The 24,060-nt window shown below is 38.9% G+C and carries 22 protein-coding genes; 1 reads left to right on the top strand and 21 read right to left on the bottom strand.

Features of this window, described 5'->3' with window-relative positions:
* Positions 1-21: 21 nt before the first annotated feature.
* The 21 genes from RVY80_RS04965 to RVY80_RS04865 all read right to left on the bottom strand — a co-directional run bounded on the left by RVY80_RS04965 (position 22) and on the right by RVY80_RS04865 (position 22,188).
* Positions 22-1,377 carry an AMP-binding protein gene (locus RVY80_RS04965; RefSeq protein ID WP_295189898.1) on the bottom strand — a complete coding sequence of 452 codons (1,356 nt, stop codon included), beginning with the start codon at positions 1,375-1,377 and terminating at the stop codon, positions 22-24.
* Positions 1,361-2,518 (bottom strand): acetyl-CoA C-acyltransferase, encoded by a 1,158-nt coding sequence (locus tag RVY80_RS04960; RefSeq protein ID WP_295189900.1) that lies wholly within the window; start codon positions 2,516-2,518, stop codon positions 1,361-1,363. The genes RVY80_RS04965 and RVY80_RS04960 overlap by 17 nt, the downstream gene beginning before the upstream one ends.
* Before the next feature lie 81 nt (positions 2,519-2,599).
* Positions 2,600-3,115 carry a biotin transporter BioY gene (locus RVY80_RS04955; RefSeq protein WP_295189902.1) on the bottom strand — a complete coding sequence of 172 codons (516 nt, stop codon included), beginning with the start codon at positions 3,113-3,115 and terminating at the stop codon, positions 2,600-2,602.
* Positions 3,108-3,665: a hotdog family protein gene (locus RVY80_RS04950; RefSeq protein WP_295193329.1), complete on the bottom strand. Its 558-nt coding sequence runs from the start codon at positions 3,663-3,665 to the stop codon at positions 3,108-3,110. Before RVY80_RS04950 ends, RVY80_RS04955 begins: the two co-directional genes overlap by 8 nt.
* A 276-nt stretch (positions 3,666-3,941) precedes the next feature.
* Positions 3,942-5,546 carry an LptA/OstA family protein gene (locus RVY80_RS04945; RefSeq protein WP_317329839.1) on the bottom strand — a complete coding sequence of 535 codons (1,605 nt, stop codon included), beginning with the start codon at positions 5,544-5,546 and terminating at the stop codon, positions 3,942-3,944.
* A 27-nt stretch (positions 5,547-5,573) separates the two neighbouring features.
* Positions 5,574-6,758 carry a hypothetical protein gene (locus tag RVY80_RS04940; RefSeq protein WP_317329838.1) on the bottom strand — a complete coding sequence of 395 codons (1,185 nt, stop codon included), beginning with the start codon at positions 6,756-6,758 and terminating at the stop codon, positions 5,574-5,576.
* A gap of 119 nt (positions 6,759-6,877) precedes the next feature.
* Positions 6,878-7,324, bottom strand: coding sequence for a hypothetical protein (locus RVY80_RS04935; protein ID WP_295189914.1), 447 nt, complete (start codon positions 7,322-7,324; stop codon positions 6,878-6,880).
* A 166-nt stretch (positions 7,325-7,490) separates the two neighbouring features.
* Positions 7,491-8,498: a hydrogenase expression/formation protein HypE gene (gene hypE / locus RVY80_RS04930; RefSeq protein ID WP_310746302.1), complete on the bottom strand. Its 1,008-nt coding sequence runs from the start codon at positions 8,496-8,498 to the stop codon at positions 7,491-7,493.
* A 1-nt stretch (position 8,499) separates the two neighbouring features.
* Entirely contained in the window at positions 8,500-9,618 is a 1,119-nt protein-coding gene (gene hypD / locus RVY80_RS04925) for a hydrogenase formation protein HypD (RefSeq protein ID WP_317329837.1), read from the bottom strand.
* A complete protein-coding gene (locus tag RVY80_RS04920; protein ID WP_295193336.1) occupies positions 9,578-9,829 on the bottom strand; it encodes a HypC/HybG/HupF family hydrogenase formation chaperone in 252 nt (83 codons plus the stop codon). Before RVY80_RS04920 ends, hypD begins: the two co-directional genes overlap by 41 nt.
* Positions 9,830-9,947: 118 nt before the next feature.
* Complete coding sequence (hypF, locus tag RVY80_RS04915; protein ID WP_317329836.1) at positions 9,948-12,281, bottom strand: carbamoyltransferase HypF; 2,334 nt, start codon at positions 12,279-12,281, stop codon at positions 9,948-9,950.
* Positions 12,282-12,398: 117 nt separating this feature from the next.
* A complete protein-coding gene (scfB, locus tag RVY80_RS04910; protein ID WP_317329835.1) occupies positions 12,399-13,808 on the bottom strand; it encodes a thioether cross-link-forming SCIFF peptide maturase in 1,410 nt (469 codons plus the stop codon).
* Between the two features lie 266 nt (positions 13,809-14,074).
* Positions 14,075-14,218 (bottom strand): six-cysteine ranthipeptide SCIFF, encoded by a 144-nt coding sequence (scfA, locus tag RVY80_RS04905; protein ID WP_004693318.1) that lies wholly within the window; start codon positions 14,216-14,218, stop codon positions 14,075-14,077.
* Positions 14,219-14,380: 162 nt separating this feature from the next.
* Complete coding sequence (locus RVY80_RS04900) at positions 14,381-15,013, bottom strand: ECF transporter S component (protein WP_295189954.1); 633 nt, start codon at positions 15,011-15,013, stop codon at positions 14,381-14,383.
* Between the two features lie 142 nt (positions 15,014-15,155).
* Positions 15,156-16,010 (bottom strand): hypothetical protein, encoded by an 855-nt coding sequence (locus RVY80_RS04895; RefSeq protein WP_317329834.1) that lies wholly within the window; start codon positions 16,008-16,010, stop codon positions 15,156-15,158.
* Complete coding sequence (locus RVY80_RS04890; protein ID WP_317329833.1) at positions 16,003-16,410, bottom strand: hypothetical protein; 408 nt, start codon at positions 16,408-16,410, stop codon at positions 16,003-16,005. The genes RVY80_RS04895 and RVY80_RS04890 overlap by 8 nt, the downstream gene beginning before the upstream one ends.
* Before the next feature lie 127 nt (positions 16,411-16,537).
* A complete protein-coding gene (locus RVY80_RS04885; RefSeq protein WP_317329832.1) occupies positions 16,538-18,685 on the bottom strand; it encodes a heavy metal translocating P-type ATPase in 2,148 nt (715 codons plus the stop codon).
* Positions 18,686-18,687: 2 nt separating this feature from the next.
* Positions 18,688-18,972, bottom strand: coding sequence for a DUF6110 family protein (locus tag RVY80_RS04880; RefSeq protein ID WP_317329831.1), 285 nt, complete (start codon positions 18,970-18,972; stop codon positions 18,688-18,690).
* A gap of 113 nt (positions 18,973-19,085) precedes the next feature.
* Positions 19,086-19,310 (bottom strand): FeoB-associated Cys-rich membrane protein, encoded by a 225-nt coding sequence (locus RVY80_RS04875; protein ID WP_295189942.1) that lies wholly within the window; start codon positions 19,308-19,310, stop codon positions 19,086-19,088.
* A gap of 262 nt (positions 19,311-19,572) precedes the next feature.
* Positions 19,573-21,942, bottom strand: a complete 2,370-nt coding sequence (gene feoB, locus RVY80_RS04870; protein WP_317329830.1) for a ferrous iron transport protein B — start codon at positions 21,940-21,942, stop codon at positions 19,573-19,575.
* 12 nt (positions 21,943-21,954) lie between these two features.
* Positions 21,955-22,188 (bottom strand): FeoA family protein, encoded by a 234-nt coding sequence (locus tag RVY80_RS04865; protein WP_295189948.1) that lies wholly within the window; start codon positions 22,186-22,188, stop codon positions 21,955-21,957.
* Positions 22,189-22,676: 488 nt separating this feature from the next.
* On the opposite strand from RVY80_RS04865, the gene RVY80_RS04860 reads away from it, so the two are divergent.
* On the top strand, positions 22,677-23,972 hold the full coding sequence (locus RVY80_RS04860; RefSeq protein ID WP_295189132.1) for a DEAD/DEAH box helicase: 1,296 nt from the start codon (positions 22,677-22,679) through the stop codon (positions 23,970-23,972).
* The last annotated feature ends 88 nt before the right edge of the window (positions 23,973-24,060 follow it).

The raw sequence follows: 24,060 nt of genomic DNA, 5'->3' as shown, positions 1-24,060 counted from the left end.
CCACGAGTCAGTGCTTCGGTATTACTTTTTATTATACCATTCTTTGAGAAGATTTTTATTAACTTTTGCACAATCTGTCAAAGGAATTTCAGAAACGTAAATAATTTCCTTTGGCCGTTCCGCCGGAATCAATCGTCCGTGAATATCCTGTTTCACCACTTCTTCCGGAGCCGTAGGTTTCGGTACTACATAACATACCATTTCTTCGCCCCGCAATAAATCAGGAATCCCTATGACAACAACCTGATCAACAGAGTTAAGTTCTTGGATAGCTTGCTCGATTTCATTGATATAGAGTTTATAGCCTCCGCGATTGATAACTTCCCCTTGTCGTCCTTGGAACATCAAGAAACCTTCATCCGTAATATATCCACGGTCATGAACGGTAAATGGTCGCTCTATGCCTTCTATGCCATAAGGCGTATCCACATAGATAAGTCCATCACGCTCTACTATCTGAACACCATCAAATGGTTTTCCCACCGTACCGGGATGCTTGAGCCACTCCTCATCGGTACACCAAGTAATATAATTTAACTCAGATGCGCCATAATAGACGATAAACTGCATTTGTGGAAAAGCAATTTTTAAATTTTCTAACAATTCTTGGTCTAGTGTTTGGGATCCCGCAATAATATATTGTACGGAGTCAAGAGTCTCCTTATAATGACGTAAAATCATGCGCAATTTCGTAGGCAACATGTACACATGAGATACAGCTCGATTGCGCATTAACTGAATCCATTTTCGGTCCATAATGGAATCCGTGCTAACAATCGTTCCACCCGCCCACAATACACCAATAATCATATTCATATTGCCAGTAAAACTAAAACTGCCATGTACAAACATGCTCGTGTCTTTATCAATGTGAAAAACCTTGTTTTGTTCATCAAAGAAATCGGCCCAACTCTGCTCAGAACGCCACAGTATTTTTGGTGTTCCCGTCGTCCCCGATGTTAACACACCAAAATTAGCCTTTTCAGGAATTATATAATCACTTCGGGTGCACGTATCAATAATGGCTTCACGTCGTTCTTGGCTTAAATTCTTATGGCACACCAGAGGATATATACCTTGCGCTAAATCCGATAACCAGGCTACACATTGTTCCAATAGATATTCTGATTCGATGAGATGAACGCCATTTTCCATTTCTAAATGAGGTTTCACCGAAATGTCTGTATTGGAATCTATAACAGTCATAGAAGCGTCACTAGCAACGGCATTAGATTTCAATATATAACCATCAGTAACACTAGCTTTCACCATATGCCATAACATGGCATATGTATATTCAGTGTCATCCATAACGATGGCTATATGATTAGGCTGTACTTTAGCCCAATATTGTAATCGATTAACGATGATACTCATGATTATACTCCAATAATAATGCCGTACCCGTACCACCAGCGCCAGCAATAGCACAAATGGCATAACGGCCTTGCACAGTCCCCAAGGCAGCCATAGCATGTAATACTAACATCGCCCCAGAGCAACCGTAAGGATGTCCATAGGCCAATGCACCGCCTAATCGATTATATCGATCTAATGCCTCTGGATAGGCACGCTCAAACAATACGTCAATGACAGCAAAAGCCTCATTCCATTCCACTACATCAATGTCATCCATAGTTAAATTGTATTTAGATAGCAATGCTTCTGTACTCTGCCAAGCCCCCTCTGGACTATATTGAGGTTCTCCGGCCCATGCAGTAGAGCCTATAATTTTACAGGCACTTGGTTTAGAGGACACTACCACAAAGGCAGCCCCATCATGTGTAAGACAAGCATTTCCTGCAGTAGTCACAGTACCTGGTCCTAGCAAAGGTTTCATTCTATGTAATAATTTTTCTGACATCCGTGGGCGGATACTTTCATCTGTGCAATCAATATCATCAAAACGTAAGGGCAAAATTTTTTCTTTCAAATGTGGATTCGTCATTGCCTGCACCGCCAAAGCATGGCTACGCAAGACATGTTTATTTAAGGTGTCTTGGGACACACCATATTTATCAATAGTTCGTTCTGCGCCTCGCAGCATAGCTAATGGATCATTTTCATTTGGTGAAAATTGAGCTACTAGGTACTCACCCGTTCTTGCATCGCCCTCTGCATAGGTACGTGTAGGCTGCAATGAGGAACTCTCAATGCCACCAGCAATAACCGTATTCATCAGACCACTACGGATATGTGCATAGGCCATTTCTATAGTCATGGCTCCAGAGGCACATTGCATATCTACTGTTACAGCAGGGACGGATATGGGTAAATTGCTCGATAATGTCATTAATCTCGCGATATTGCCACCAGTACCTACTGCATTACCACAAAACACACTATCCACATATTCTAGCTCATAGGTATCTAGCAGTGCATCAAGCACCTTTGCCCCCAATAATTCTGGCTGAACTGATTTATATTGTCCACCAATAACACCAATGGGCGTCCGAAGGCCGCCCATGATATATACATCTTGTATTCTATTGTTTTCTTGAATCTTAGTCTGCGTCATAGGCACACCTCGTATTATCAAATTTAGAATATAATATTCATACCTGTAAAACCGTAATCTAGTAACTTGCGTAATAAAAATTTAGATTTTAACCTTAGAGGCTAGCCAAGCAGCTACAATACATTTAATTACATCACCAGGGATGAATGGGATGGCTGCCCCCCATACGGCTTTTTCAAATGTAAAATTACCTACCAACATAAATCCAGCAATACCGAAGGCATATACGATAGGAATAGTAATGACAATAGATCTCCATGCATATTGCCAGAAACTACGTTCACTACCTTTGAATATACTCAACACTGTATACGCGATAGGCCAACTAAAAATAAAACCACCTGTAGGTCCTAATAATTTACCAAGACCCGCCGTACCTCCGACATATACTGGTAGACCAACAGCACCAAGCAATACATAAACGATGAGAACGATAAATGTATCCTTAGGTGATAGCATCAACCCTATTAAGGTTGCCACCAATGTCAAGGCTGTAACCATAGCCGGTGTAAAAGGTAATGGAAATGAAATGTATGCAGAAATACATAATAAAGCAGTTAATAAAGCCATTTTTGTTAAACGTTGTGTATTATTCATGAGACTCTTCCTTATATATTACCTTAAAAACTATTGTATCCTCTACCTTGCCAATAACATGCTGTTCATCATGTTCTAATGTAACCACTTCATTAGCTCGGACGGGACTCAAAAATCTAATGTTAATCGATTGTACCAATGTAAGTTGATTAACATATTGCCATATTTTCTCTAGTAATAAACAACCGGGGACAATATACGGTGCTTTGCGATGAATCGAATTAGTATCCTTCACATCATCTACGAATGCTAGAATTGATTCTACTGTAAATGTCATAACATCATGACTAGAATTCTGATGGTTTGGAGTTTCACAGATATGATTGAGCTCCTCACTACTATTGTTGTTTATCTTTGGTAAGGTAATCATAGAAACTACTAATGTTCCAGATCTATCTTGGATTTTACATTTTATTCGCCGTGTTGAAGATCCACAGATTTCCACGAAAGGATATTCACTAACCTCGTTGACATATTCTAATGTAGTTATCATCGCTTCTGATGGAAATACAATAGCATCACTCGTCAACATTCTAAATAATGTACGCATTGTCACCTCGTTGTATATTTATAACACTTTGATTATAATCAATATACGCACATTAGTCAACAGTCATAAGTTTTATTAAGTTAACAATATAGTTGACAATATAATTATCAAAGAGTTTATAAACCCTAAGTTGTTATATTATATACTGTTATATTATTATCCATTATAGAATAGCATCATATATCACTTAGCCGCATATACCTGTAGCAAAAAAAGATGACCCGTAGGCCACCTTTTTGAAGCAAATTATAATATTGTTAACGGCTAACTAGTATATTAACTAAAGTCACGTGCTATAATTTTAAATTCCCATTTACTACCACTAGATTTTGACTTATATGTTAAGAATGAGTCAAAGGAATGCAAATCACGATGCCATGTATAGTTAATATCTTCAGATTCACCAGTCTCTACATTAACTTTCACAGACACGGTAAAATCATCAATGCGTGATACTTTATAACTCAATCCATATCTAAATTCTTTTGGTGTTTCAATGGTATCAAAGAAGTAAGGAGAATTATTGCGATCAATATTACGCTGATTATAACTTGCAAAAGTAGTTAAGCGATTGGTAATCTTGTTTCTAAATGTAACGCCCCAATATGGCATACTACGAACCGTATCATTATATTTATAGTAATCTCGTTCGTACCCCATAAAGAACCTTAATGTTGCATTTTTCCATGGTCGAATTGCATCATGAGATAACTCGCCATAATATTGATAATGCATACCACGAACATCACGGACTTCGTCTTCCTTCCAATAACCAGCATTCACACCACCACGAACGGTAAATGGAGTATGGCCTACATGATAAGCATGTGTATCAGCACGGAATTCAAGAGTTTTTTCAATCCATACAGTTTCATCATTATATGTATCTTTTTCGTTTTTATATCCCAAAGACATATTGCCCCAAGGTACAGAATGACGATACCCTAAGGATGGTTTAAAGCCTTCTTGGGAGTACCATTCGTAATCTAAAGCAATTTCACCTTTTGGGCCCACTGGATACGCTGTATTCCCTCTAAATCCAAATCCATCATCACTATTGTACATAGGTCTTGGCAATAAGGAGAAAATATTGAATTGCCCCTCTTTATCATGGCGTAAAGATACAGTATAGGATTTCAAAGAAAACAATCTAAAGTTCTTAATAAAGAAAGATGCATGTTTTATAACGGCTTTATCACCAGGATACACAACTATATCTTGACCTTCAATACGATAGTCTGATGTATGTACAAAAGCTTTTGCATTTTTTGTTGTCATCGAACCTTTTTTAATATGTCCTACTTCACCATCATATACGACATCTGTACCTGTAATATAGTATGGATCAGACCATCCATCCGCCGAATCAGCAGTCATATAGCTATCACTACTTCTATAGGTCAATTGTTTACCCGTTAAATCTTTTGTTCGGCCCCCATCTACCTTATAACGATAGGAACCACCTGATGTTTTATATTCTGTGGTATTGGTATTACCTTCTACACGAGGAGCTTGTAATTCTTGATTATCCTTGCGAAGAATAACATTTCCCTCTGCATATACATCACCAGTACTAGATGTATATTTCATTTTATCTGCATCTACACGTGTTGGCACACGATCAGCAGGTACCGCTATGACATTTTTATCTTTTGAAGCGCTTGTCGCATTATTACCTCGTTTTACAACACGAATAGTGCTATATCGAGCCTCATAATTATCCGTCAACTCTCCAGGATACGATTCTTGAGCACGATCCAAATCCGTTTGGTATACCGTTGCATCTCCTGCTGTTACAGGTATGTCCGCAGAAACCGTCCATGGTTGCATAGCACAAATCATACATGCTGCTACGGCCCAACGTGCTTTATGTCTTATCATATAAATACAAGCTCCCATCTCTTACCATTATGTACGCTTAACTACTACGATTGGTTGTGATCCATTTTCAGCCTCTGTAGAATCATCGGCTACCACTTCAGTTGTTGTAGCACTATCAGCAGATGCTACTGTCTCATCAGCAGATGTAATAGCTTCACCATTAATAGCATCAACTTCTGGCATATCCGTTGCCGGTGTATCCACAGTAGATTCCGCTGTAGTATCGCTAGTTACACTCATAGGTGTTGAAGTAACAGCATCCGCTAACTCATCATCACTATGCGCTTGACCATCCCCACCAATAACAAGACCTTGAATAGTCACTGTATCTTGTGGTTGAATGTACATTTCAGTCCCCGCTGGATATTCTACGCTTTTACCTTTGATAAAAGCACCACCTACTAATCCTACAGGTCCCAATAATACAGCTCCAGCAACAGAAGCACCTGCTGCTTTTAATTCACTCTTAGTTTTTTCTTTTGCTTCTTCACCTTGAATAGCGGTAAACGCTGTACCATCAATGGCTTTCAAATTATCGAAAGTCATATCAATATTACCATTACGGCCAAAAGAACGAGCTTTCTTCAATTTTGTAATAGTTGCAGTACCAGTCGTACCAGATGGAACTAACAATACGTTACCATCCACAATGTTTTCGGCTACTGTGAAAGCAACAGTGTCGCCTTCTTTATTTGTTTTTGTGCTAAGCGCATCATTCAAAGTAACCTTAAATACATGAGTAGACTCTAGTGTACCAATTTGTTTTACTACCTTTGTACTACCACCATTGATTTTAGTATTCAATGATTTAATCCGATTTTGCAAAGATCCGGTGCCAATGCGGCCATTCACACTTCGTTCCAAATGTTCTACACGAGATACCATGGAGCCTGATGTAACAGAATTTTGATAGCTATACTCTAAAGCATCTAACTGTTCTAATAGGGATACCTTTGTAGTAGTACCTTCTACGGAATCATATAAAGAATCAACTTTTTTATTCAAAGTGTTACCAGTAGTAGAACCAAATTCAGTACCATATACGGTCGTATCTAATTGGTCTACACGGTCAACGATAGCCCCTTCTTGTACAGAACCATACACCGTTGTTTCCAAGGCATTCGTTTTTTCCAATACAGTTGTTGGTTCTGCAGCCAAAACAGTGGTTGCCATTAAAGAGGCGATCATAACACTTAGTACTTGCTTCTTCATAAATTCCTCCACATATAGTTATGATATACATTGCTTACACAATATGTATCAGTATACTCATAAAAAATATCTTACTTCCATATTACTATTATAAAAGATAAAGCTTTACAAATAAGATATTAGATTTTCAAATCAATAATAGCTGATACGCCAACGCCTTGAATACGAGATGCATTCGTAGGGTTTTCACTATCAATTGGCACTAAACCTTTCACTCGAATCATGCCATTAAAGCTACCCTCTACTTGTGCGACAGCTTTTACACGTTCAACTTCAGAGGCTGGACCCGTTACTTGAGCCATACCAATATATCCATTAGTGCCAATACTAACGATTGGGACAACAGCTGTTGAATAGGTTGTACTTAAATTATTTTGTTTCAATAATCTGTTTAAAAAGGAGTCAATCTGAGGACCAAACTTATCAATTACATAGCCAACACCGCCAACCTTTGCGATGCCACCTAAAATACTGCTCAAACCAGATGCATTTGTCTGTACGATACCACCAAAAGCTGTTACAGCCAAACAAATACCAAGCGTTGCGGAAAGAAGTTTCTTTTTCATAGTGAGCCTCCTTATTCTTTAATAGTACTATTTTATCAAATTATCACTATAGATACTAGAGTTATCCCTGTATTACCTATACTTTCACATACATAACATACTCTCTATCCATGAATATCCTATGAAGCAAATTAGATACAACTACTATTCTCTTCATCTATTGACCTTAACAAATCCGAGGTACTTGATCTTCACCTAATAAATCGAGTAATCGAATACCACCCAATGCTGTTTGTAGTCCCACTTTACCAATATTTTTATCTAGAGTTCGACCAATACATGTAGCCTCACGACCTTCTTCATGCTCTTTCATTATGGATAGAACTTGCTCTGTCACAGATGAATCCACAACGAGAACTACTTTGCCTTCATTAGCTAAATAGAGTGGATCATAGCCCAAAATATCACACACAGATTGTACCTCTGGATGGACGATAATGGCAGATTCATCTACACGAATACCAACTTGGCTTTGGTCGGCAATTTCTTTTAAGACTGTACCTAAACCACCACGTGTAGGATCTCGCATCAAGGCTACTTTATCTCCCACCGCTGAAAGTACATCATGGACCATATGATTTAATGGAGCACAGTCAGTCTTAATGGATTCGGATAGGGATAAGCCAAAGCGCTGTCCCATCACGGCAATGGAGTGATCACCGATAGAGCCCGACAAAATAATATCCATGCCAGCTTTCACATTGCTCGGTGCAATAGAAATACCGCTTGGGATCATACCAACACCGGCAGTATTGATATAAATACCATCTACCTCACCTTTTTTTACGACCTTTGTGTCCCCTGTAACGATTTCAATATTTGCTTGCTTCGCCATATCTGCCATTGTAGCGAGAACGGTATCTAACATTTCAAAAGGTAGACCTTCTTCTAAAATTAGGCCACAACTCAAATATTGTGGGACAGCCCCATTCATAGCTAAATCATTAACGGTACCACAGACAGCGAGCTTACCGATATTGCCCCCTGGGAACATTATGGGCTGTACCACATAAGAATCCGTAGTGAAAGCCATACGTCCAGCAGGCACATCAAATTGAGCACCATCATGCAAAGGTGCTAGCAGAGAATTCGTAAAGTATTTCAATATAAATTTTTCAGTTAATTCATGGCTAAAGCGACCGCCATTACCATGAACTAAACGAACTCGTTCCATATTAATCCTCCCAAGAAAGGCCACCACTAGCATAGCCATATTTATACCACGCAGCACAACTGCCCTCTACGGATACCATGCAGGCACCCACAGGATGATCAGCGGTACAGCTAGTACCAAAGAGTGGACATTCATTTGGTTTAATCAACCCTTGTAATACGCTACCACATTGACAACCTTTGATTTCCTTTGACGGTCTATCTAAAGTAATAGGCAATGCTATTTCTGCATCATATGTTGCGTACTCCCCAGTTAAGGAGAGGCCAGACTCAGGAATCATACCAATACCACGCCAAATATCATCACAAGGTTCATAGACCTCATTCATAATTTGACGAGCTACAGGATTCCCCTCTTTCATCACTACGGAATGATACGTATTCCCCACATAGAAGTGTTGCATTTTTCGTTGTTCTAATATATTCACAACAGCCGACAAAATTTCTACGCCATCAAATCCAGCGATACAGGATGGAATATGATATTCCTCTGCTAAAAATCGATAGGGTTCTTCCCCTATAATAACGCTCACATGACCAGGAAGAATAAAACCATCAATATGACCTGCTTGTCGATCTAGTAGCGCCCTCAATGCGGGTGGTACCAATTTATGAGATACCAAGAAAAATACATTGTCTAAACCAGAGGCAGCCACGGCTTTCACAGTAGCGCCAATGACAGCAATTGTCGTTTCAAAGCCAATGGCTAAGAATATGATATGTTTATCTGGATGTTGTTTGCCTAGCTCAATAATTTCTAGAGGAGTATAAATTACATGAATGTGAGCTCCTTTAGTTTGCGCTTCACTGAGACTGCTATAACTGCCTGGTACTTTGAGCATATCCCCAAAAGTAGCAATAATCACGTCATCTCGATCTGCATAGGCAAGTGCCTTGTCCATGTACGTTTGATCTGTCACACATACGGGACAGCCTGGTCCACTGACGAGCTCAATTCCCTCAGGTAATAATTGTCGTAACCCTTCACGGAAAATAGATACTGTATGAGTACCACACACCTCCATAAGACGAACAGTTTCACCAGGGGTGTGTAATTCTTTAATTTTATGTATTAAGGCCTCAGCTGTTAGCTGTTTTTCCTGCAAAGTAAGCTTCTTCAAGTTCTTCTAGCTCCCGAAACGCTTCTAATGTTGCTTGCGCTTCTTCTTCATCTACGATTTGCACCGCAAATCCTGCGTGCACTAATAACCAGTCACCAACTTTGGCCTCTGGCACTAATAATAGACTACAATCACGAGTAGCCCCTGTTAATTCAATGGTCCCTATGGACTCATTAATACTGATTAACTGTGCTGGTACTGCTAAACACATAGTACCTCCTTATATCACAACGGTTATTCTAATAATATACTTATTATTTCTAGTATAAACTCAACTATTTGCTATTGATATAATACTAAAAATCAATAAATTCCCTTATTAAATTCCCTTATTTTTTCAACTGATGAGCAATCCATAATTGTCCTAACGCAAGGCCTCCATCATTACACGGTACCTTTTCATTCATATAAAGTTTACTACGATGCCATGTACGATGTAACTCTTGTAATAACTGACGGTTTTGGAACACCCCACCACTAATAGCTACTTGATCAATATTATAGCGGCTACATATATCCGATGATACCTCACAGATAGCAATAGCCAACGTCCGGTGAAAGCTTGCTGCTAACGCACTTACATCTGCACCTGCTGCATATTCATCCATTAAAGAAAATATAGTAGGGGTTAAATCAAGTGTCGTTCCATCATAATTAAATTCTCGAACATTACCACGTTGACCTAATGCCACCTGCTCCAATGCCATAGCAATATGAGCATCATAAGCATGGATATTCCCTAAACCTAATAAACAGCCTAGTGCATCAAATAAACGACCTGCGCCAGATGATAAGGAAAATACCATATCACTATTTAGAGCCTGATCTAAAAGTTCCCAGCCCTCTGGCAATGTGTGCAGCCATTTTTTATATACAGCAGGTATGTCTGTCCCATAATGTTGTCGCACATACCACAAAGCCTGTCTCCACGGTTCACGTACAGCCTTTTCACCGCCCGGTAATGGTGCCGTTTGAAGATGTGCTACCCTTTTATATCCACCTTGTTGACAGATTAAAAACTCACCGCCCCATAATGTACCATCATCGCCATAACCTGTACCATCAAAACATATACCTAAGAGAGGTCCTTGTAAGTTATGCTCTGCCATGACTGATGCAATATGGGCATGATGATGTTGAACCTCCAATACAGGAATATTATGCCTTTCACCGTAAGCATAGCCTAGACGAGAGGAAAAATATTGAGAATGTGCATCCACAACAATCTCTGTAGGTGTCGCATCAAATAGTTTTTCATAATGTGTTATGGTTTTTTCTAATGTTTCATGGGTAGAGCTATGTTCCAAATCACCAATATGAGGCCCCATCAATACCTCTTGATCTTGATTCATAGCAAAAGCATTTTTTAAATCTGAACCCATTGCTAACATGGTATTATTAAGCAGTCCACTACAATGAATCGGTTCCGGCACGAAACCACGACTCCGACGATATTGTAATATATGTTTATCACACACTGCTACTACAGAATCATCCACAGGGGACCAAATCTGACGATTATGGGTTAAGAAATAATCAGCTACAGTACTTAATTGTTCTAAGGCTTCTACGTCCTTATATAGTACAGGCTCTCCACTATGATTTCCACTAGTCATTACCCATAGGGCATCCTTGGGTAACAATACCATATGCATAGGTGTATACGGCAACATTATGCCATAAGACTGACACCCTGGTGCTACGGATGGTGCAGGAACGCTAGGTACCTCCGGCTTTGATTGTAACAAGACAATAGGCCGAGCGGGACTAATAAGCACATCTAACTCTGCATCAGATATTGTGACAATATCATCTAAAATCTCTAAAGACCCTGCCATCATTGCCAATGGTTTCATGGGCCGTTGTTTACGTTCCCGCAAACGTTGTACCACAGTTTCATTAAAGGCATCACAGGCTAGATGATATCCACCAATACCTTTAATAGCTACAATATAACCATCCGCAATCATGTGCCTAACCTGAGCAAAAGCCTTTACTTCATCAGTTTCAACTACAGTTCCATGCGCATCAAGCAACTGATACTGAGGTCCACACACATGACAAGCGTTTGGTTCCGCATGATAGCGGCGACCTTCTATATCCTCATATTCACGTTCACAATCAGGACACATAGGGAAATCATTCATTGTTGTTCGTTCACGATCATAAGGCATTGCCTTAATAATGGTATACCTTGGACCACAATGAGTACAATTAATAAAACTATACTCATGACGCCGCTGTTCATTAGCATCATGCAATTCCTTATAACAGTCTTCACAAGGCGCCGTGTCAGCACTGATGAAAGTTTTTACCTTCATGCCCTTTGGAGACGGTTTTATCACAAAAGCCTCCTCAGGACTTGGTTGGGATCGGTCGATACAGTCATCCATATGAATATCCATTTTCGTAATATTCACCGATGTAATACGTGCTAATCGTGGAGACTCTACTTTCACAGCATCGAGGAATAAGTCTAAAGCCTCTACTGTCCCCTGAGCCTCCACATACACACCATGACCATCATTATAAACGAATCCACTCAATGCAAGTTGATGTGCTAATACAGAAACAAGGGGCCGGAATCCGACCCCTTGTACGATGCCAGTAAAGCGGATTCCCCAACGTTCAATAGTTTGTGTTTCATCCAATCTATTTTCCATAGTGGCTCCTTTACAAAGCTGACTTAAATCACGTTTAATTATTTCAACAAATATCCTGCATTAATTAATCTAAGATATTATTTATTATTGATTCGCTCAAGACATATTGTTAATTGATTAGCCTAACGCAACAGGAATACTCCCATCAATGCCAGCCGCTTCAAGCTCTGCTTGAATCATAATAGCGCATTCAATGCGTTTCTTTTGTAAGCGACAGCCAAATTCATAAGGCGTATCTAAGTCACCACCTAGTGTTATATTGTTAGCATGACAACCGCCAGAACAGAAGAATTTAGCCCAACATTCAGCACAAGTAGGTTTTGTAAACACATGAGTATTACGGAACTGTGTAGGAATCTCTGTATTCTTTAGACCTTCGTAGATATTGCCCAAGATGAAGTCCTCTTTGCCAACAAATTGGTGGCATGGATAAATATCACCATTTGGTACGATGGCCATATATTCATGACCAGCACCACAACCGCGTAAACGTTTCGCCATACATGGTCCACGATACAGATCCATACGGAAGTGGAAGAAATTAAATTTCTCACCCCAACCTTCTTTTTGACGCTCTAAATACAGATCAGCTAATTTTTCGTATTCTTTTTCCAATATTGGCCAATCTTCTTCACGAAGTACATAATCTCCGTCTTCACCAACAACTGGTTCCATTGATAAATGTTCAAAACCTAAATCAGACATAGCTAATACGTCTTTTGTAAAATCCAAATTTTTATGTGTATATGTACCACGTACATAGTATTCTAAACCATGACGTTGTTTTACAGCATTCACTAAATTCTTAGCAACATATTGGTAAGACTCAGCTCCACTACCTGCTACTGGACGCATAGAATTATGTACATCTTCGCGACCATCAAGAGATAGTACAAGGCTCATTTTATGTTCGTTTACATAATCAATTTTTTCTTGATTTAATAACATACCATTCGTCGTTAAGGTCAATTTGAAAATCTTATTATGTTTCTCTTGAATTCTTTCGATATATTCAACGGTTTGTTTTACCACTTCCCAGTTAAGGAGGGGCTCACCACCAAAGAAGTCGATTTCACAGTGTTGACGATTACCGCTCATTTGAATGAGGAAATCTACCGCCCGTTTTGCCACATCAAAGCTCATTAATTCACGTTTTACCCCGCCATAATCACCTTGGCTAGCAAAACAATATTTACATGCTAAATTACAATCATGAGCAATGTTCAAACACAAGGATTTAACAATAGGTTTTTCACCTACAACAAGCTTAAATTCACGGCTCATAGGTGCAAACAATTGCTCTGCTGCGATGAGCTCATCTAACTCGTCCATGATTTCATTTAATTCCGTTGCATCTTCTGTAGCATCTAACTGAGCATGTACAGCTTCACGATTTGTGCCATCATACGTATCAAGCACGCGGTCTATCAATTCATCAATGACATGAATAATACCGCTATTCACGTCTAGGCAATAATATGTATCCTTCATCCGAAACTTGTGGATCATAGGTTTTAATTCTAACATGGTACCTCCATACAGTTACAATTGATGAATTCTCTTATATCGAAATTCATCTTTATTTATTGTAGCATATTTTTAGCTAAATGTACCGTTACAATTCATATAAAATATGCTATCTGACCTCTGTCTAATCTACATATTATAGAACACTAACCATAAATATATCCTGTTTATTTTCAAATATCCCCAACATGGTTCCATAAAAAAACTAGGTGCTCGACATCGTCGAACACCTAGTTTCTAAGTTTCTACATCAAAGAAGTAGATTCTTATTTTTGTTTGCAAACTTGGTTGCCTACTGTACAGCTTGTTTTACAAGCAGATTGGCAAGATGTTTGGCATTCGCCACAACCACCAGTTTTTGCAGTTTTTTGTAAAGATTCAGTGTTGATAGTACGGATACGTTTAGCCATGATAATTCCTCCTCAATACTTATTGTATTTTTCTTTATTTTAGCATATCCCCCTGCTCTCTGTAAACAAAAGCAGTAAGGTTCTATGGGCATTATAAAATATTTTTATGTATTACTATCACACTACCAGTAATGCAAATATCCCAACGCAACAAAGGAGATTTTAAGATTTACGCAAGGCCTTATACAAAGCTAGTGCCACCGGTGTTACAATCACCCCAGCAAAAATAGCTTCTGGAATACCATGAGTTACGGCCAATGTAAGTATACCAATGCCAACATTCTCATGACTCATTTTCAATGCATTAGCAAATAAATCAGCATACATTATATAAATCAATCCCATTACCATCGTCGTATGAAGCACAGTCCCTAAAAATGCGGCAATGATAAATCTTGGACCTTGGGATTTCATTGGTATGCATTTATAGATAATCCAAGCTAATACAGGGAAAATAATACGAGGCAGTACAGAGATGATGGGGTTAATAAATACTGGGGACAACAATGTTGGAGCTGTCATATTTTGCCAGAAACTGTAAACACCAAAAATCAAGCCCACGAAAGCTCCAACTTTAGGGCCCTCTACTAAAGCACCGATTAATGTTGGCACATGTAATGTTGTGACATTAATGGGGCCAATAGGTATGAGTCCATACCCAGAAATCCCTAAAATAACTGTTATAGCCGCTAATAAACCAATAATAGTTAATTCTCTAAGACTAAACTTAGAATCTTTTTTCTTCTCTGACTTAACCTTTTTAACTTCTTCTTGATTTAGTACAGTGCGATCCATTCCCACTGTTTGTACATCCTGGTCATGGCTAGATACTTGTTTGTTATCCTCCAAATTAGATGTACCATTTTGATTTGTCATTGCTACCTCCTTCGCTCTCATTCCTTACGGATACAAGTCGAAACTAGTAAAATTAAATACATTAAATACCTTTAGATTTATATTGTATAATAGATTTTTCTACATAATACCCAAGCACTACCGAAATAAAGATAACGGCAACTTCAAAAATAGCTGGTGTTACATAGACTAATGGGTTTGCTCTAAATACTGGTACAGCTACAAAAATCCAATCTAACATCATTGGAGGAATATAGCCATATAACATATGACCATTAATAGCAAGCCACATAAGAGCTGTTACAAAGATACGAACGAGACGTGGGAATTTATCTGCCCCATTACGAGGGAATAGATAAAATACAGTACTCATCATAGTCAAAAAAATCAGTGCATAGGCGCATAATTGCAACATCTTGGCCATTGTTTGGCTCAAATACATCGCCATCATAGGATTGCTATACATGTCTACATATAATACATTGCCTGTAAGTAATAATGGAACTGGTAATGTATACATAGACAAGTCTAATGTAGTATCAATGAGATCATGTTTTCTTTCACGACCAAAGAATGCTGTTAATAATAGGGCTGTCAACTCAATTAACACCACCACCGCCACATATACGACAAACCATAAGGCACCAATAGCTAGAACATTATCCGTAGGGATAGCTAGTTGTAACACGCCACCTGTACCCATAAAGAAAAATAAATTCCACCACGCCCAAGCATATACGTGATACCACATATTCATAGTGAATCCAACGGCAAACTCAAAGCGAGCCATGCGACGAATTACCAATGGAACAAACAGGGATAACAACGTGAACATCAAAATTCCAGTATATGTCAAATGTCCCTGCCCTTGCACAAGGGCAAAACTGCTACAAATTAACGCAATTAATCCGGTGAAAGTCCAAAAATGTTTATTCATGACGTCCACCTACCAGTCGACTCACCACATAGCCAATCATAAGGGCCACCGCAATTTGGACAAACATGACTACCAAGAATGCTATATCTCGGCCAATTGTAGGCCATCCCCATAGCATAGATAAATCTACACCAAGAAATATACTAGCATATGTGCCACCTTGTACAGCGAGCCACCCTAACATATAGGCGAAACGACTAATTCTGCGATTATGCGGTCCAAATGTGGCTATCTCCGCCCCCACATAGCCTAATGGAATAAGGAACGAGAAAATCAAATACGTTACGAGTGCCACTACAGCACTAGAGCCATTATGAATCATGTACGCAATAAGTGGTATCATGACAACAAATAGGCCCATATAAAATGTTTGTTTACATATATCTACAATGGTTTGCATATACCTCTCCTAATAATTAATCCATTAGTTATTGTACACTAACAAGCCATAAATTACTACAAAAAAATTAAAAGCCTTATGGCTCCGATCAAGGAATCATAAGGCTTTTAGTATTGAGGTTAAGTGATTAAGCCGAAACTGATTCAGCAACCACATCAATAGTATGGTCATCAGTGGCTTTTATCGTTTTCTGCTCTTCTTTTAATAATGGAGTCATGCTTTCAAGGCCCACGCCTAATGTGAACAAGTTATGCAACCAAGCCGCATTCGCTGCTGGCAACACACCAACTACACCGGCGCCTACAAGAGCACCATTGAAACCAACGATACCATTATAATTAGCCTTAATACGTTTCATTAACGCCAAAGAGATTCTACGCAAGTCAACCAAAGCTTGAAGGTGATCGGAAGATATAGTGACATTCGCAATTTTTTGTGCAATTGGAGCACCTTCATTCATAGCGATACCTACATGAGCTTCAGAAATAGCAGGGCTGTCATTAATACCATCCCCGACCATCATCACGGTATAACCTTCTTCTTTTGCTTTTTTAACATAAGAGGCTTTATCTTCTGGTAATACTTCAGCATATACTTCGTCAATGCCAATTTCAGCAGCTACGCGTTCTGCATTTCGACGGCTATCACCCGTCATCATCACAACTTTTTTAATACCTAATGCATGAAGATCATCTACAACTTGTTTTGCTTCTTCACGAACTGGATCTTTAATACAAATAACTGCCGCCAAAGTGCCACCAATGGCTAAATATAAATGAGAAGATGTATTTGGTAAGTTTTCAAATTTTTCCTTTTCATTTTCAGGAATCTTAGTTTTTTCATCATCAAAAATGAAATGAGCACTACCAATACGAGCCCGATAGCGACCTACTTTAGAGGCAATACCATGAGCCACAATATATTCTACATCAGAGTGCATCTCTTTATGTGGCAAATGATGATCCTTCGCCGCTCTTACTACAGCTTTTGCCATAGAATGAGGGAAATGTTCCTCTAAACAAGCTGCTAATTTTAACATCTCATCTGGATCCTGACCATTGAAGGCTATAATTTCTTCAAATTCAGGTTCAGCCTTCGTCAATGTACCAGTTTTGTCAAATACAATCATATCAGCTGCGGCAATTTGCTCTAGGAATTTACCACCTTTAACCGTGATCCCTCGTTTAGATGCTTCTTGCATTGCAGACAAGACTGCCAATGGAATACTTAATTTTAAGGCACATGAGAAGTCAACCATTACAAATGACAATGCTTTTAATGTGTTGCGTGTTAACAAATATGTCAAACCAGCACCAATGAAACTAATCGGTACAAGCTTATCTGCCATACGGTATGCTTGTTGTTCCATGCCAGATTTCATTTGTTCTGATTCTTCAATCAAGTTAACAATTTTTTCGTAACGAGAGGTCTTGGATGTACTACGAACTTCGATAATAGCTTTCCCATCTTCAACAACAGTACCGGCATATACAGAAGTATCTTTGTCCCGACGTACAGCTTCTGGTTCACCTGTCATAGAACTTTCATTAACAAGTACTACACCGTCAATTACGACGCCATCCAATGGGATAACTTCGCCTTGACGAATGATAACTTGATCGCCTTCTACGATTTCGTTAACCGACTTACTAATTTCTACATCGTCTACCAACACCCAAACTTTATCAACGTTCAAAGACATGCTTTGAGCTAAGTTCAATACGGATTTTCGGTGAGTCCATTCTTCCAAAATATCGCCGATACCGAGCAAGTACATAACCGCACCAGCAGTAGGATAATCCTTCATTAACAAAGAAGCACCGATAGCTACACCATCTAATACTTCCACCGTTAATTTACGTTGCCACAACGTTTTAATCGCTGTGCCGATGAATTTCAAACCGTCAAACCAAGTCCACGCTGCCGCAATTGGTGCTGGCAATACTGCTTTTTTACCAAGATACACAGCCGTGCGTTGAATCATCATTTCACGGTATTTTTTATTCACCAAACGTGGAGAATACTCTCTTAGTTCTACAGCTTGCGTTAAATCAAGATTACGCAAGGCCAATACTGCATCGCGAACGGCAGATTCATTTCCGTTATGAGAAATAGCAATTTGACATGTTCTTGTGTAGAACGTTACTTGAGAAATGGCTTCATGTGAAAGCAGTATATCCTCTATATAAGCAGCTTCCGCTTCTGTAAAACGATGACCAGATACTTTCACATGGAGTCGATTTCTAAGTTTTCTGATTACAGAAAACTGTAGCATAATTATTTAGATTCCTTTTCGGACTCTTCTTCAGATTCTTCAAAAATTTCTTCATTGCGATCTTCATTGATTTCTTGAGCTTCTGCCAAGATATCGCTAGCACTAGCTTGTACTTTTTCAGTAGTAGCAAGAACTGTTTCTTTTGCACGAAGACCTGCAGCTACAACACCAGCATATACTTTTTTAGCGTCTTTGCTAGTTAGAATTTGTAACCCTACAGTACCCAAAGCAAGGCCTGCTGCAAATAAGTTAGCGGATTTAAGACTTTCTGGTTTAATCTTGAACATAGTAATACTTCCTTTCATATACATAGTTATCTACTATAATAATTAAGTTAAATAAAAAGGAGCCTCCCTTTTATCGGAGACTCCTCGCACATTGCTACTAACGATTGTTAGAATTATTGCTTATTAGCTGGTTTTAGTCCTAATGCAGAATTGTCGCCACAGCTACAACCGCTACCACAGCCGCATCCACTTGATGCTGTATCTTTTTTACTAGAACTTTTGGTGGATCCACCGCCACCGCAGCCACAACCACCAGTACCAGTCATTTGCTTGTAGATTTTACTACCTACATACACCAATGCTAATAATCCTATGAGTCCCACAATAAGGTTATCCATATATTATACCAACTTTCTCATTATCATAAATTATCATTTAGAAACCATCAATGAACAATGAGAATTTACAAGGCATTTTAGGATTTTTCCTTTTCTCATTATCATTTAACCACGAATATTGATTATTCGCAAATATTATTTTTACAATTATCATATTTAATTTTTACAATGTAAATTACAATATTCATGCTCATATATATATGCGTATAGTGAAAGGCTTTTAAAGCCTTTCACTATACGCAATATAATAGAAATTGTATTATTAGAAACCTAACAACAAGCCACCTTGGTACACGATAAATGCCGCAATCCATGCCAATACATTCTCATATACGAACATAAATGTCATCCATTTCCAAGAGTTAGTTTCACGTTTAATAACTGCTAATGCAGCAATACAAGGAGGATATACCAATACGAACACCATCAACGCTACTGCAATTAAAGGAGTAAAGTTAGGGTCTTGTTGTAAATAATCTACAATTGGTTGTTGATGAGTATCATCGCCACCTACTGCATAAATAGTACCCAATGTACTAATCAATACTTCTTTCGCTGCCATCGCTGCTACAAGGCCTACCCCAAGTTTCCAGTCAAAGCCAAGTGGTGCCAAGATCGGTTGAATAGCCTTACCAAATTGTGCTGCATAAGAAGCTTCAATTTTTTCAGATGCTTGCATTTCATCAAGCACACCAATTTCTTCATTCATGCCTACACGGTTTTTATACAATGCCCAAGCTGCTGTCATTTCTTGTTCGTGATCTTTTTGAATATCAGCAAACAATTCAGGAATAGGAGCACCTTCTGCCATATCAAGTTCTACTGGATCTTCTTCCGCTTCTTCAGCTGCTGCATCTTCCTCTTCTTTAGCTGCCGTCATTTCGTCAACAATACCATTAATAGCTTCTTGTTGATCTTCCGCGGCTAAGCCAAATTGTGCAAAGATAGCTGCATCTTGTGCTTCATACGTTTGAGTTACCTGTTCACGAGCTGCATCATAATCTTGTGTATACTGTACATCTTGTGGATATGCAATCAAGAACCATACAAGGATGGATGCTGCTAAGATGAAAGTACCTGCTTTTTTAACATATAATACAGAGCGTTCCCACATATGCATGAATATAGATTTTAATGTAGGCATATGGTAAGGAGGTAATTCCATTACGAATGGATCGGCTTCACCAGAGAAGATGAAGGAACGGAAAATTTTTGCAAAGATAATCGCAAAAATAATACCCAAAAAATAAATCGCTGCTACTACTGTGCCACCCATTTCTGGTGGGAAGAATGCTGCTGCAAACAATACATATACTGGCAAACGAGCACTACAACTCATGAACGGTGTTACAAAGATTGTAACCATACGGTCTTTGTAATTATCAAGAATACGAGCACCCATTACAGAAGGAACGGAACAACCAAAACCTAATAATAATGGAATAAATGATTTACCATGTAAACCACAAGCACGCATCACGCGGTCCATTACGAACGCAGCACGAGCCATGTAACCAGTATCCTCTAAGAAGGAAATACCCAAGAACAATAATACGATTAATGGCAAGAAACTCAATACGGCCCCTACACCACCGATAATACCGTCCACAACCAAAGATTGTAACTGACCTTCGGGAATCACTGTTGTACACCATTCACCTAAGGCAGTAAAACCTTGGTCTAACCAATCTTGTGGATAAGCACCCAAAGTATTTACGAAGTTAAATAGTAACCACATGATAAACATAAAGATTGGTAACCCCCAAATGCGGTGGGTTAAAATTTTATCATATTTATCAGAACGTGTTTCTAACTCTGTAGGACCTTGAATCAACATATCGTTGTATACATCCAACGCAAAACGATGACGGTATTCTTGGAATACTACATCAAGGTCAACTTGATCCTTCAATTCATTCCGTAATGCTTCAGCTTTCGCAATCACTGCGTCCGTATTATCAATACGCATGATTTTACCTACAACATCAGGATCTTTTTCAAGCAATTTAATAGCTACCCAACGTAATGGATATGTAATAGTACCCGCTGCTTTGATTTCAGATTCTAGTTCATCTATCTTAGGTTCTAAAATTTCACCATAGCTTACTTTCACAGGGGTTACATTGCCTTGCTGCGCTACAGCCACAGTAGCCTCTAACAAGTCTTGGGTGCCTACATTATCACGACCTACGGTATTAACAACAGTAGCCCCAGTACGAGCGCTCAATGTACGGATATCGTATTTAATACCCATTTCCTCTGCTACGTCAGCCATGTTCAGAGCCACTACCATTGGACGTTCCAATTCAATTAACTGTGCCGCTAAATACAGGTTACGTTCCAAGTTAGATGCATCCAATACATTTACGATTACATCTGGTTCATCATTAATAATTACATTACGCGCTACTAACTCATCCATAGAACGTGCAGTTAAACTATATGTGCCTGGTAAATCGATGAAGAGTAATTCTTGTCCATTAAAGGTAGTTTCCCCTTCTTTTTTCTCTACTGTTACGCCTGGATAGTTACCTACGTGTTGCTTGGATCCTGTAATATTATTAAATATTGTGGTTTTACCACAGTTAGGGTTCCCCGCTAAGGCAATTCTCACGCTATTGCCTGATGCCATACAATCAACCTCCTACTGTACATCAACATCAATCGTGCCTGCTTCACTGACGCGAAGAGCCAATTCAAAGCCTTTTACTTTAATTTCCACTGGATCACCAAGTGGTGCAAATTTCACAACATGAATCTTTGTACCTTTTACAAGTCCCATGTCGATGAGACGATGCTTGATGTTACCACTACCGTGTAAAGTGACAATTGTACCTTCCTCACCAGGCTTCATGTCCTTAAGCTTTTTGATAGCCATGCTAACACCTCCTACTCAATAAAGCAAACTAACAACCTATACCAATACAATCTAAGAGGCTTACTTATAACCTGTATTAATATTCATACTCATTATAACACTTACTACTCATTATAACACTCACGAGGATAATATCAATAGATACTATCATTTAAACAGTAAAATTTCTCTTTATTTTCTATACTTTTTAGTCATATTAGATTTTCACATAATATTCAAATATATATATTATCTTATTTTATAATATTTTCTTATATCAGATTCTACACTTTTGTATACACTATACACGTCTCCTTTTATTCTCACTTTATTCTCATTAAATGTTAATCAGAAAATTTTATCTACTCTCCAAATTATGTTAATTTAATTCTCATGTTGATAATGATTATTGAAAATGAAAATGTGAAATTAACCTAGTATCTCCATTTTCGCCAGATTCTATGTTTCATGCTATAATTAATCTATATGTATATATGAAAGGACGACCCATGAAATCATTTAAATCCCTAGGCGTTTCTGATATTCTTATCGAAACCTTAGCCAAACAAGGCATAAAAGAACCGACCCCCATTCAGGAGCAATCATTACCCGTCGTATTTAAAGGCAATGATATCATAGCCCGTGCCCAAACAGGTACTGGCAAAACATTAGCATTCCTATTGCCCATGCTACAACGTGTACATACAGACGTACATCAAGAGCAAGTACTCATCATCGCCCCTACGCGAGAATTAATTAAACAAATTGCTGATGAAGCCAAAGTATTAGGCGATGTTATCGGCGTAGATGTACTACCACTCATCGGTGGTAAAACTATCGAGTCCCAATTACAACAATTAGGCCGTCGCCCACAAGTTATCTTAGGTACGCCCGGCCGACTTCTCGATCATGCAAAACGTGGTTCCCTTCATTTAGATTCAATTCGTCGCGTAGTGCTCGACGAAGCGGACCAAATGTTACATATGGGATTCTTACCCGATATAGAGTCCTTAATTGGACAAACTGATGCAAGCCGCCAATTATTGCTTTTCTCTGCGACTATTCCAGATAAAATCAGAAATTTGGCTAAGGCGTACATGCATAAACCTGTATCTGTTACTGTAGAGGGTGAACACATTACATTAGATGCCATCGAGCAACGCGTATATATGATGAATGTAGAGGAAAAAACACCTCGTCTCATTCAAATGATCCAAGATGATAACCCGTATCTTGCCATCGTTTTCTGTAACAAACGAGAAGGTGCCATCCGTCTCTCCTACGAACTAACAGCGGCTGGTCTTAATATTGCAGAAATGCATGGTGATTTAACACAAGGTCGCCGCACACAAATTCTTCGAGACTTTGCCAAGGCTAAAACTCAAATCCTCGTGGCCACTGATATCGCCGCTCGCGGTATCGACATCGAGGGTATCAGTCATATTTATAACTATGATGTACCTCATGATGTAGATTATTATATTCATCGTATCGGTCGTACAGGTCGTGCCGGCAACACGGGCATCGCCGTTACATTTGCGGCCCCAGCTGATGAAAGCTGGCTTCGTCGCATCGAGCGTGCTATCCAAGCTACCTTAACTAAATACACCAAGGATGGTCAAGTCAAAGTAAAAGGCAACGAAAATGCTGCCCCGAAACGAGGTCGACCTACAAAGGCAACTGGCCCTAAGAGTACCTACCAAGCTACAAAAGCAAAAGCTCACAAAGCTCGCGGCCATAAAGGCGCCAATAGTCGTCAACGTCAAACATCTACGGCTAATAGCGGCAGACGACGTAAAAAATAATGACAATATAAAAAGAGTTGTAATATAAACAATCTTAATTGATTGCTTATCAAAAGGCGCTATCTGGAATATCCAGGTAGCGCCTTTT

Origin of the sequence: Veillonella absiana (assembly GCF_032970865.1) — a bacterium.
In the GTDB taxonomy this organism is placed as follows: Bacteria; Bacillota; Negativicutes; order Veillonellales; family Veillonellaceae; genus Veillonella; species Veillonella absiana.
The sequence above is the reverse complement of the archived record's forward strand: the minus strand, read 5'-3'. Positions and strand labels throughout refer to the sequence as shown.